Origin of the sequence: Cellvibrio sp. KY-YJ-3 (assembly GCF_008806955.1) — a bacterium.
Taxonomy (GTDB): Bacteria; Pseudomonadota; Gammaproteobacteria; order Pseudomonadales; family Cellvibrionaceae; genus Cellvibrio.
The window spans coordinates 1,012,180-1,024,325 of the sequence record NZ_CP031727.1 but is presented as its reverse complement, the minus strand read 5'-3'; the positions used below and the strand labels follow the sequence as shown (position 1 = coordinate 1,024,325).

The following is a 12,146-nucleotide window of genomic DNA, read 5'->3' as shown; positions in this document are numbered from 1 at the left end:
GGCAGTTCGTCAATCTACCCGTGCACCTTATTGGTGAACACAATTGCGCCCTGCCGCTTTCGCGCGGTAGAGCGCCGCGTCGGCATGCAGAATTAATTCATCCAGTGTGTCGCCCTGCTCTGGCCAGAGCGCGAGGCCCGCTGAAAAAGTCAGAGACAGTCCGCCTTTGCGCGTGTCCATCGGTACTGCCGCAAACGCGCTGCAGAGTTTATTGAGCCGGGTAAACGCTGCCTGCGCATCGACATCGGGCAATATCACTAAAAACTCCTCACCACCAATGCGAAAGAGCACATCGGACGCGCGCACATTTTCCACCAAAAATAATGCGACGGATTTAAGCACATCATCGCCAATTAAATGACCGTGATCATCGTTGAGTTGTTTGAAGTGATCCAAATCAATGAGTGCCAACACCATAGGGCGGGAATGACGGCGCGCACGGGCGATTTCCAGCGCAAAAAATTCATCCAGATAACGGCGATTGTATAAACCGGTGAGTGGATCGCGCAGCGCCTGCTCGCGCAATAATTCATGTAAGTTGGTGATAGTTTTTAAGCGCTGCTCACTCAGCGCCAAGGCTTCGGAGAGTTTTAATTCACTCAAATAGCGCTGGGTAACATCGCGCAGGTAGAGCATTTTGCCGAGCACTAAAGGGCCGTCGCGGGTCGCACGGGTTATCGCACTCGCGCGCAATTCGTAAAAGCGTTCGCCGTCCGCAAGGGTAAGCAATTGCGGCTCTTGTTGGTTGATATGGAGCGCGAGTAATTGTTGTAAATCCCGGCCTATCACTGGCCACTCTTCTAGCGCGCACCCTTGCCATGCAGTAGGTGAATTCGCCAAGGCCAGCGCCGCCGGATTCGCCTCTATCACCCGCTGCTGCGTATCTATCACGAGCACCGGGTCGAGTAGTGCATCCAACAATAAATGCCGCGCAACGGGCAGCACATCAAACAAACGCACGCCCACAATTAACCAGGCAAATGCCGCAAGCGTAAACGCAAAACTAAAGGGTGTGGGATCGAAACCAAAAATGGTTTTACCAAACACTACGTAACTGATATTTGCTGCCCAAGGTACTGCCGTGACCAATACAAACGCCAAATAATGACGGCGATACAAACCGCGGCTGCGCACCGCAGCCTGAATAACTACCGCAATACAAAACAACATAAATAAATACACATACACCGCCGCCGCATAAAACAGTGGGCCGTGTGCATAGCGAATAGCTGCACCGGGGGAATTATTAATAGGCGCGGTAGCTGCACCATAAAACAATTGGTGCACAGGATTGGTAAGAGCCAGCAACCAACAACACAGTGGCATTAACATCAGTACCGCTAATTTCCAGCGCGCCAGTGGGCGATGAATACTGTTAACGTACTGCCATAAAAAAATCGCCCAAAAGGTCGGTGCTGCCACTATGCCGGGCCAGGCCATGGCCGCCCAAAATATTTTATGGTTGGGTTGCAACACCGCCATTTCCAGCGCGGCCGCGAACAGCCACCACAGGCTGGCAAGGTGAATTAATACAAAACTGAAACGGCCCGGAAATGTGCGTTGCCGGCTCACCCAGTGTGCGAGCCAACTCACGCCCGCGCAAATGCCCAGGGTAAAAATAACCGGAAAGCTCAGGTTGAATGTGCGATCCAACAGTAAATTCATGCTACCTCTGGGGATACCATCATTGTATCGCGTGACTATGTGAGCGTAATAAATACCGCTTAAGGTGTATTTAAAAATTCTATTAATGGTTGGTTGGTATTACCCAGCAAGCGCTGCGGAAGCCATTGCAAACTTTGCTCGCTATTGATGTTGGGAGCCACTTGTTGCGGTGTAATAAAATCCAGCGGTGCATTGGGCTGCGAATTGCTCCGCTCGGCCACCGCAAAAGTAAAGGTGTAATAGGGTTCAAGGCCCATGCGTAAATCTGTGATGCTAATAACGCCCTTGTGCTCGGACACTTTGAAATAGCCGTGACTAAACCAGGCGATACGCTCTGCTTCCCAATTGCCATCAAGTAGCCGATACAAATCCGTGCCGCGTGGATACTCCACAAAATTAATCTGTGTGTTGTTATCCAGCAGTGAATAAAAACCCTCGGCGTAACCTTCCGGTGTAATAGCCACAATCCGCCATAACAAACTGTTAAAAGGCGATGCAACTACCAACCGTTTTTCCACCGCCAAGCCTTGCGCAGCGATAGCTTTGTCAGCCAGGGTGCCGACGTAAAACTGCATCGCCAAACCCCAAACTAAATACCCGCTGCTCAGCGCCAGGCCGATATTATTCCACCGCAAACCGGTAAATTTTTTGCGCGCCAGTGCGATAGCGGTACCGATTAATAGCGGCAATGTATAGAGCGGATCGATAATAAATACACTGCCGATACCAAACGGATAATCGCTAAACGGCAGTGCCAGTTGAGTGCCATAAATGGTCATGGTATCTAGCAGCGGATGGGTGACTAACACCAACCACACCGCGAGCCACCAGTGTTTAAATAAATGTTTTTCACGCGCGATGGTGGCGATGAACCATGCAAACAAGGGTGCCACTAACGTGAGGTAAAATAACGCGTGACTTTCAGTGCGATGCAAGGTCATATCGCGAATGGGATCGCCGTGACTGATCAACACATCCAGATCCGGTAAGGTGCCCACAACAGCCCCCATAAGCGCGGCTTTCCACAGCGCTGTCTTGCGTCCCATCACGGCGACACCCACGGCAGCGCCCAAGGCAATTTGCGATAAAGAGTCCATATTATTCCTCGTATTCCGCCGTGCGAATCACCGCTAAAAACTCTTCACCAAAACGTTTCAATTTACTTTCACCCACACCGGTAATGCTGCGCAATTGTTCTGCTGTAAGCGGGCGGAATTCCAACATTTCGCGCAGAGTCGCATCGTGAAAAATCACGTAGGGCGGTACGCCCTGTTCTTCGGCGAGGCGTTTGCGGCAGGAGCGCAGGGCATTCCACAAACCCTGATCCTCTGCTTCAATCCCCTGACCGAGGTTGGCGCGACGCGGCGAGTTGTTCGCTGCTTTAATATCGCGGCGCAAACTGATTTTTTCGTCGCCACGCAAAAATGCCCGGCAGCTTTCATTTAATACCAAACCGCCAAAACCATCGCTATTGACGTCCAACAAACCACGCGCAACCAGCTGGCGAAAAATCGCTTTCCATTCATCCGCACTTAAATGTTTACCAATGCCGTAGGTGGTGAGTTTGTGATGATCGAACGACAATATTTTTTCATTGTTGCTGCCGCGCAATACATCAATCACATGGCCCGCGCCAAACCGCTGGCCAGTGCGATACACACAGGAGAGCGCCATCTGCACCGCTTCGGTAGCGTCCCAGGTTTGTGGTGGGGTGATGCAGCAATCGCAATTGCCGCAGGGCTGCGCGAGGGTATCGCCAAAATAGCGCAGCAAACTCTGGCGGCGACAGCTGGTAATTTCACACAGGCCGAGCATCGCATTTAAACGCTGCTGTTCATTGCGTTTAAATTCTTCACTGCCTTCACTTTGCGCCATCATCTGCCGCAATTTAACAACATCTTCCAGCCCGTAAAGTAATAAAGTAGTTGCCGGTTCACCATCGCGCCCCGCGCGGCCGGTTTCCTGATAATAAGCTTCAATACTTTTAGGCAGATCCAGATGCGCGACAAAACGCACATCGGGTTTATCGATGCCCATACCAAACGCGATAGTCGCCACCATAATGATGTTATCTTCGCGTAAAAACCGCTCCTGATTTTTTTGCCGCACATTGGCAGGTAAACCGGCGTGATAGGGTAGTGCGGTAAATTTTTCACTGCTCAACCACTCGGCAATCTGTTCGACTTTATTGCGCGACAAGCAATACACAATGCCGGAGTTACCCGCTTGTTCTTCACGCAAAAAACGCATCAACTGGATTTTGGGATTATTTTTTTGTGCAATGCGATATTGAATATTCGGGCGATCAAAGCCGTTAATAAATTGCTGCGCATTTTCCAATTGCAAGCGCGCGATAATTTCATCGCGCGTGCGCACATCGGCGGTTGCCGTTAATGCAATGCGCGGCACTTGCGGGAATTCGCGGTGCAATAGTTCCAGCTTTAAATAATCGGAACGGAAATCGTGACCCCATTGCGATACACAGTGGGCTTCATCAATCGCAAACAGGGAAATTTTTATCTGGTGAAATAATTCCAATGTGCGCGGCTGAATCAAGCGCTCGGGCGCAACGTAAAGCATATCCAGCTCACCGCGCTGCAGCGCCAATTCGGTTTGCCACATTTCTTGCGGTGAAAGCGACGAATTTAAAAACCCGGCACGCACGCCCAATTCGCGCAGCGCACTGACTTGATCCTGCATCAATGCGATCAGTGGTGATACCACAATGCCCACACCTTCACGCACCAGTGCCGGAATCTGGTAGCACAGGGATTTACCGCCGCCGGTGGGCATTAGCACCAGTACATCTTCACCGGCCACTAACGCATCAATCACCGCCGCTTGCGGGCCGCGAAATTCATGATAGCCAAAGGTGGAATTTAAAATAGCGAGAGGAGTTTTCATTGCGAAGGGATTACAAACCTTTGATCAAAATGATGGATATATGCATCAAAGGGGCGATTTTTCAGCAAAATGATGAATATAGCCATCATTATCGCGTGAAAGATCGTGCACGCAGGGGCAAAACACCCCTGCATTAACCGGCAGGGAAAAATGACTCGTCAGAGGGCGATAGCGAAACGTCTAAAACACCGCGTTTACCGCGTTCGGTTTGGATGGCGGGGTGCGCTCCGGCACTACCACCATCACCAAGCCCCACATGACTAACAAACCTGCCAATACCGATACCGACTTTTTCACGATTAATCCCTCCAGCGGACATGTCGTACAAGACTAGGCAGCAAAAACTGAACCATTGCTGAAAAATTGCTGCCCGTCCGCGCGTGAAGGCTTAAGGCTTGAGCGTCTTTTGCAGGAAGTTGATGATGTCCTCCATTGGCCAGAGCGCATCTTTATCAAAACAACTGCCCGCCCAGTTACAGCCGTTATCCAAATAGGCGTGGGTTTTGTTGGGGTAAACCTTGTACTCCACCGGTTGTTTGCCCGCTTTCAGTAAATCCACATAGTGCTGCGCCGCGGCGGGTGGCGTGGTTTTGTCCAGGCTGCCCACGTGTACAAATTGTGGTGGCAGTGGGTATTCACTAGCCTTGGGCACAAAATAAATGGGCGATACCGCTTGGTAATGCTCCGGGTTGTCGTTCACGTTAATGTCTTTACCAAACAGGCCGCGCGGCTCCGCATTGCCAAACTTCCAAAACATGTTGCCGGGCGATTCAAAACCGCCTTTTGCCGCCGCGTAGAGATCAAATGCACCATAACTGACCACGGCCGCCTGCACTTTCAAGCCATCCTCCCGGGCGACTTGTTCGGCGGTTTTGCCTGCGGGTAAATAGCTGGGCTTGAAACCCAAACTCGCACCCGCGTAACCATCGCTCTCCAACTGGCGGCCACGGGTGAGAATCATGGCAGTCAAGTGGCCGCCGGCGCTGTCGCCGGTAATCGCCACCCGGGTAGGGTCGCCGCTGTATTGGCCAATATTCTCCTTCACCCAGAGCAGGCCGCCGAATACGTCCTCAATAATCTGGTTCATGGTGACCGTGTTGCTCTGATCGCCCAGCAGGCGATAGTTCATATTCGCCACCACCATGTCGCCGTCGCGCGCCACCTTGGTCGCCATGTCGTGCATGATCGAGTTGTTATTCACCAGCCAACCGCCGCCGTGGTAAATCACCAGCACCGGGTAGGATTTTTTACCCGTCTGCGGCACGTAAATATCCAGCGTGAGCGGGAAGTTGTCGGGCGCGGCAAACTGAATCGCCTTGTGGATTTTTACCGCCTCATCCGCCTGTGCAACCAGTGCACAGCAGCCCAAACATACCATCACCAACAGCTTGCCAAAGTTCAGCATACATACCCCTTTCGTTAGTTATTGTCAGATTTACCACCGCCAAGCATAGATGGCGCCAGTGCAGGGCGATAGTGATAAGCGTCACTGCAGCCGACCCTTTACTGGGCTTTACGTTTTATAGCGCTCGACTGGCGACCCACAAAAGAATTATATTTAACCAAATGGTTGACAATAGATTTATTCGGGGGAATACTTAACCACATGGTAAACAATCAGAACGATCAACTCGATGCTGTTTTTCATGCCCTTGCCGACCCAACACGGCGCGCGATGGTGGCGCGGCTGGCGCAATCGCCCTGCGGTATTAGCGAGCTGGCAGCACCCTTTGAGATGACACTCGCGGCGGTTTCCAAACACATCAAAGTATTGGAAGGCGCGGGGTTGGTAGTGCGCAGCGTGCAGGGGCGCAACCACACCTGTGCGTTGGATACCCGCCCCCTGCACGGCGGCATCGAATGGCTGCGCCACTACGAGCAGTTCTGGAACCAACGGTTGGATGCATTGACGGCCGCGCTAGTGGCGGATGATCAAGCGAAAAATCCAACAGCATAAACCGGGTCGATACTCGCCGAGTCAGACCCTTCATTGTCCACCAACAGGCTTCGGCCAAAGGAGATTGAGATGAACGACTACGGTGTATTGACCGCCCCGGATACCCTGCGCATTGAGCGCCTGCTGCCCGGTCCGATTGAACGGGTCTGGCAGTACCTGACCGATTCCGACAAACGCGCCACCTGGCTGGCGGCGGGTAACGTGGAGCAACAAATCGGCGGCAAGGTGGAACACACTTTCCGCAATTCCGAACTCTCACCCGAACACGATATTCCGCCGCCCAAATACAGCAGCTGCGCGGGCGATGTAGCGATGCTCGGCAAAGTCACCGCCTGCGAACCGCTGCGCCTGCTGAGTTATATCTGGAATGCCGGTTCGGAGGTGGAATCGGAGGTGAGTTTTGAGCTGGCGCCAGAGCAGGATCAGGTCAAACTGACCGTCACCCATCGCCGCCTCACTAACCCGGACGAGCGCCTGAGTGTCGCCGGTGGCTGGCATACCCATCTCAATATTTTGCGCGATGTGCTCAACGGCAAAATCCCGCCCGGTTTCTGGAAAGTGCATACCCAACTTGAGCAGGAATACGCCGCGCGTTTGGCGGGCTGATAAAAATCCAGGGTTGGTTCTGCCAATTCCACATCACGCAACATTAATAGTTGCGTGATGATTCCATCTGCGCTACCTTTCACGTAACAACTTGAATTACGTGAAAGGTGCTCTATGAAACGCGACTCCCGCCTCTCCGGCGTGCTCCATGTACTGCTGCATATGGCCGAGACCAATGTGCCCATGACCTCGGAAGCGCTGGCCAATATGATGAAAACCAACCCCGTGGTTATCCGCCGTGTGCTCGCCGGTTTGCGCGAACACCAGCTGGTTTGTTCCGCCAAAGGTCACGGCGGTGGCTGGCAGATTTGCCGCGCGCTGGACACCATCACCCTGCACGACATTTACCTCGCCCTCGACAAACCCACCCTGCTCGCCATGGGCAATCGCACCGAAGCACCGGGCTGTTTGGTAGAAGCGGCGGTGAATAGCGCGCTCAACCACGCATTTCTGGAGGCCGAAACCCTGCTGCTCAACCATTTCCGCAGCGTCACCCTCGCGCAGCTCAGCGAGGATTTCCACCAACGCATGCAAGCCCGTGGCTTCTCCGGTAGCCATGAACACGCCATTTTTCCCGAGGAGTAAACCATGCAAACATTTGATGTGATTGTGATTGGCGGCAGCTATGCCGGTATGGCGGGCGCACTGCAATTGGCGCGCGGGCGACGCCAAGTGGCGGTGATTGATGCCGGCATTCGCCGCAACCGTTTTGCCGCCCATTCCCACGGGGTGTTGGGGCAGGACGGCAAATCCCCCGCACTGATCGCCAGCGAAGCCAAAGCCCAACTGCTGCTTTACCCCAACCTCAGCTGGATAGAAGGCACCGTGGAGCGCGCGGAAAAAGTCGGCGATTTATTCCAGGTCACCACCCGCGACCAGCAAACCCTGAGCGCCAAACGCCTGCTGCTCGCCACCGGTGTAAGCGATCACTTACCCGCCATCACCGGCCTGCAAGACCGCTGGGGCAAAACCGTTTTTCATTGCCCCTACTGCCACGGCTACGAACTCAACCAGGGCCCACTGGGCGTACTCGCGGTGAGCGAAGCCTCGCTGCACCAGGCGTTATTAATTCCCGATTGGGGCCCAACCACGCTGTTCACCAACAATTGTTTTACGCCGGATGAACTCCAGCTAAAACAACTGGCCGCACGCCATGTGCGCCTGGAAACCGAAGCCGTGACCGAAATTACCGGCGAGCAGGCCGCCGTGGTGAAACTCGCCAATGGCCGGTTGGTGGAATTGGCCGGGCTGTTTGTTGCCTCACTCACCAAACCCGCCAGCCCCATCGCGCAGGAGTTAGGCTGCGAACTGGCTGAAAGCCCGGTAGGGTTTTATGTGAAAACCGACGATTTCAAACAGACCTCAATCCCCGGTGTATTTGCCTGCGGCGATTTAGGCCGGGCGATGGGCAGCGTGACCTTTGCCATTGGCGATGGCGCGCAAGCGGGTTTTGCCATCCATCGCTCGCTGATTTTTGAAGGCTTGCCGGGGTAAAACCGGATTGGCAGCGAAAAGTGTCGGGTAATTATGCATTTGTGATTTTGCCAAATTCAATGAACTGATAGGAATCAATTACTTGCGACTATGGCGTCAAAATTGCTATACATACCCTGTCACAATAACTTACATCGGGAATCTGTTATGAAAATCAAACAACTCATCAGCCTTGGCGCAGCCGCACTTTTCAGTGTTGGCGCCAACGCAGGCATCATTTTTCAGGACAACTTTGACGCAGAAGCAGGTGCAGCAGGCACTTCCACCCTCAACTACAACGCGTTCAGCAACTGGAGTGTATCCGGCGGTAGCGTTGATGTCGTCGCCAATACCAACGGCTGGGGCATCACCTGTGCGGGCGGTAGCGGTAAATGTGTGGATCTGGACGGTTCAAGTGGTAATGCCGGCATACTGACCAGCTCGCTCTTGTCACTTGCCGCAGGTACTTACAACCTGAGCTTCGACATTTCCGGCAACCAACGTGGCGGATCTGCGGACAGCTTCACCCTGGCCCTGGGTGGATTCCTGAGTGAATCATTCACCCTGAGCCCCACCGCGCCATGGCAAACCGTGACCCGCAGCTTCACCGTAAGCAGCAACACTGCTAACTCCATCGTGTTTAACCACGCTGGCGGCGACAACATCGGCATCATGCTCGACAACGTCTCCCTGAGCAAAACCGAAGTTCCAGCACCAGGCACTCTTGCGCTGTTCGGTTTAGGTTTGATCGGTTTAGGTTTTGCCCGTCGTAACGCGCGCAAATAAACCAAACACAGATTGACCAAAAACGGCTCCCTCGGGAGCCGTTTTTGTTGGTGTAAATTGCATCGCTACGTAATTGGTGCAACCAAAATCAAACATCATATTTGGCTCGCATTTCTCCAATTTGTCCTTCAATTAACTGCCGTTCGCGCTCTAACTCGCGCTTTAATTCTTCTTCACTCGGCAGTAGAGTTAAGTATTTGGACGCAAACAATTGCTGGCTGTCTTTTAACACTGAATATTGCGCAACCGTTTGGTTGTGTTGGCTGCATAGAATCAAACCGATGGTGGGGTTATCTTCTGGCCCGCGTTTTTGCTCTTCATAAAGGCGCACATACATATCCATTTGCCCAACATCTTGATGACTGAGTTTATTCAATTTTAAATCCACCAAAACAAAACACTTCAGTAGGTAATTGTAAAAAACGAGATCTATGTAATAGTCGCCATCATCAGTATGAATGCGCTGTTGGCGCTCGACAAACGCAAAGCCCTTGCCTAATTCCAACAAAAACTGCTGTAGGTTGTTGATAATGCCTTGCTCTAAATCAGCCTCTTGGTTTATGCGCGAATCCAGGCTTAGAAAATCCAGAATATAAGGATCGCGCAAGTAATCTTTTGGATTATCGGCCAAGGCTTGCGTCTTGACTTTGGCCTCTGCTTCCACTGGAGCTTTTTCTTGACTGGATAACAAGCGCTCGTAATAAAGCGTGGCTATTTGACGCTCAAGCGCCCGTACACTCCAGGTTTGCTGAATGGCCTCACGCAAATACCAATCACGAGCCTGAAGGTTTTCAACGCGGGCGAGCTGGTTGTAGTGTGACCAGCTCAATTCGAGAGACACCGTCTCTCGAATCGGGAACGCCTCATAAAAACGGCGCATATTGCGCAGGTTGGTTACATCAAACCCTTTGCCGAACTCATTGCTCAAGCGGGTAGAAAGCTGTTCTAACTGCTGCTTTCCATAAGCCGCACGGCTTTCGCCTTGCTGCTCGTGCTCGACTATAAGCTGGCCAATCTGCCAATAAGTTTGCACCATGGCAGTATTGACGCTGCGTTGGAGCTGCTGGCGCGCCTGCTGAATGAGCAGGCTAATTTGGCGAATAACAGATCATCCGGCATACGTTTAGCCAAGGCATCAAATTGGGATTGCATATCTTCTACCTGTTTATTGTCCATGTCGTTTTTTCTCCTGTCCGATTTGGAAACTAAATGAGCTTTCGCCACTTTATCATCTGAACCACACCAAGCAAGGCGATTGGACGCTAGCCATATGTGACGATCATTTTCGTGACGTCACGAAAATGGTCGGCAATCGCTTACAAAATCTCCGCGTGTAATGGGCAGTATTTCGCAGAGTTCTTGGTTATCGCAGAAATTTCCTATTGATTTATTAGGGCACTGTATTTTTAAACATATACTGTATATAAAAACATAAAAAATGGTTGCCACAAGGAAATTTTTTAGGGCATTATGTCCGCATTTATTCCCGCCGGAGTGCAAAATATGAATGACATTCACCCTTTACATCTACTGCGTGAAGCAAGGGCAATATATAGCCAGAGTGATTTAGCGGACATTCTTGGTGTCGATGTGAGAACAATAAGGCGCTGGGAAGTCAGAGAAAATGAACCGCCACCCTACTTGTCGGATGCAATCCGTCAGCGCATTTTGCCGCTAATCTCGGCACAAACAAACAAAGACTACCCTTTTACGTTTATTGATTTATTCGCCGGGATCGGTGGAATAAGGATGGGATTCGAAAAATTTGGAGGGCACTGTGTCTTTACAAGTGAATGGAACACCTTTTCGCAAAAAACCTATCTTGCCAATTTCCCTGCGGACGAAACACATATGTTTGCTGGCGACATAACCCAAGTCGATGAAGCTGATGTGCCTGACCATGACGTTTTATTAGCGGGCTTTCCTTGTCAACCATTTAGCATTGCTGGAGTTTCAAAGAAAAATGCTCTTGGCCGACCACATGGCTTTGAGTGTACAACTCAAGGCACTTTGTTTTTCGATGTCGCTCGTATCATTGCCAAGAAAAAACCAAAAGCATTTCTTCTAGAAAATGTTAAAAATCTAGTTTCACATGACAAAGGAAATACATTTAAGATTATTTTACAAACATTGCGTGAAGAGCTTGGCTACGAAGTTCATTATAGAGTGATAGATGGTCAGCACTTTACACCTCAGCATCGAGAGAGAATTATTATTGTTGGATTTAGAGATAAAAATGATTTCTCGTGGGATAAACTAAAACTACCATCGAATGGCCCACGCTTATCCTCAATTCTGCACTCGCAAGATGGAAACGAAAAAGTAGAAGAGCCTTATACAGTTGGCGATAAAGGTAAAATAAATCCAAAGTACACATTAACTGAAAACTTGTGGGCGTACCTTCAAGCATATAAAGAAAAACATAGTGCTGCAGGCAATGGCTTTGGATTTGGATTAGTAACCGGTGATAGCGTTACGCGAACTTTATCAGCACGTTACTATAAAGATGGATCAGAAATTCTTGTTTCACAAGGATCGCGAAAGCGTCCGCGCCGCTTAACTCCTCGTGAATGCGCCAGACTGATGGGTTATCCAGATTCTTTTAAAATTCCTGTTAGTGATACACAAGCTTATAAGCAATTTGGCAACAGTGTTGTTGTTCCTGTAATCGCTGAAGTAGCTAGAATAGTAACTCCATATGTAATCAATGAAGTGAAAATCGATAAAAATCAGCAAAGTAAGGTTAAATAATAAA

12 protein-coding genes are annotated in these 12,146 nt (G+C 50.9%); 6 read left to right on the top strand and 6 right to left on the bottom strand.

Annotation, left to right across the window (positions count from 1 at the left end):
* Window positions 1–27 precede the first annotated feature (27 nt).
* From D0B88_RS04375 to D0B88_RS04360, 4 genes are all read right to left on the bottom strand, one after another.
* Window positions 28–1,665 carry a histidine kinase N-terminal 7TM domain-containing protein gene (locus D0B88_RS04375; protein WP_007638896.1) on the bottom strand — a complete coding sequence of 546 codons (1,638 nt, stop codon included), beginning with the start codon at window positions 1,663–1,665 and terminating at the stop codon, window positions 28–30.
* A gap of 59 nt (window positions 1,666–1,724) precedes the next feature.
* Complete coding sequence (locus D0B88_RS04370; protein ID WP_151055442.1) at window positions 1,725–2,762, bottom strand: metal-dependent hydrolase; 1,038 nt, start codon at window positions 2,760–2,762, stop codon at window positions 1,725–1,727.
* A 1-nt stretch (window position 2,763) separates the two neighbouring features.
* The gene (gene recQ, locus D0B88_RS04365) at window positions 2,764–4,569 is read right to left on the bottom strand and encodes a DNA helicase RecQ (RefSeq protein WP_151055440.1); all 1,806 of its coding nucleotides are present in this window, start codon (window positions 4,567–4,569) and stop codon (window positions 2,764–2,766) included.
* 388 nt (window positions 4,570–4,957) lie between these two features.
* Window positions 4,958–5,974 carry an alpha/beta hydrolase gene (locus tag D0B88_RS04360; protein ID WP_225318529.1) on the bottom strand — a complete coding sequence of 339 codons (1,017 nt, stop codon included), beginning with the start codon at window positions 5,972–5,974 and terminating at the stop codon, window positions 4,958–4,960.
* A 201-nt stretch (window positions 5,975–6,175) separates the two neighbouring features.
* On the opposite strand from D0B88_RS04360, the gene D0B88_RS04355 reads away from it, so the two are divergent.
* The 5 genes from D0B88_RS04355 (at window position 6,176) to D0B88_RS04335 (ending at window position 9,391) form a co-directional block, all read left to right on the top strand.
* Entirely contained in the window at window positions 6,176–6,526 is a 351-nt protein-coding gene (locus D0B88_RS04355; RefSeq protein ID WP_151055438.1) for a helix-turn-helix transcriptional regulator, read from the top strand.
* 69 nt (window positions 6,527–6,595) lie between these two features.
* Window positions 6,596–7,132 (top strand): SRPBCC family protein, encoded by a 537-nt coding sequence (locus D0B88_RS04350; protein WP_151055436.1) that lies wholly within the window; start codon window positions 6,596–6,598, stop codon window positions 7,130–7,132.
* 114 nt (window positions 7,133–7,246) lie between these two features.
* Window positions 7,247–7,717: an Rrf2 family transcriptional regulator gene (locus tag D0B88_RS04345; protein ID WP_151055434.1), complete on the top strand. Its 471-nt coding sequence runs from the start codon at window positions 7,247–7,249 to the stop codon at window positions 7,715–7,717.
* Window positions 7,718–7,720: 3 nt separating this feature from the next.
* Window positions 7,721–8,626, top strand: coding sequence for an NAD(P)/FAD-dependent oxidoreductase (locus D0B88_RS04340; protein ID WP_007638912.1), 906 nt, complete (start codon window positions 7,721–7,723; stop codon window positions 8,624–8,626).
* Window positions 8,627–8,773: 147 nt separating this feature from the next.
* Window positions 8,774–9,391 (top strand): PEP-CTERM sorting domain-containing protein, encoded by a 618-nt coding sequence (locus D0B88_RS04335; RefSeq protein ID WP_151055432.1) that lies wholly within the window; start codon window positions 8,774–8,776, stop codon window positions 9,389–9,391.
* 88 nt (window positions 9,392–9,479) lie between these two features.
* Here the strand turns inward: D0B88_RS04335 and D0B88_RS04330 are convergent, their stop codons facing one another.
* Together D0B88_RS04330 and D0B88_RS19090 are read right to left on the bottom strand one after the other, a co-directional pair.
* Window positions 9,480–10,427, bottom strand: a complete 948-nt coding sequence (locus D0B88_RS04330; protein WP_255477828.1) for a YhcG family protein — start codon at window positions 10,425–10,427, stop codon at window positions 9,480–9,482.
* Window positions 10,391–10,567, bottom strand: a complete 177-nt coding sequence (locus D0B88_RS19090) for a hypothetical protein (protein WP_225318528.1) — start codon at window positions 10,565–10,567, stop codon at window positions 10,391–10,393. The genes D0B88_RS04330 and D0B88_RS19090 overlap by 37 nt, the downstream gene beginning before the upstream one ends.
* A 327-nt stretch (window positions 10,568–10,894) precedes the next feature.
* Here D0B88_RS19090 and dcm point away from each other — a divergent pair, with 327 nt between their 5' ends.
* On the top strand, window positions 10,895–12,142 hold the full coding sequence (dcm, locus tag D0B88_RS04325) for a DNA (cytosine-5-)-methyltransferase (RefSeq protein ID WP_151055428.1): 1,248 nt from the start codon (window positions 10,895–10,897) through the stop codon (window positions 12,140–12,142).
* Window positions 12,143–12,146 lie beyond the last annotated feature (4 nt).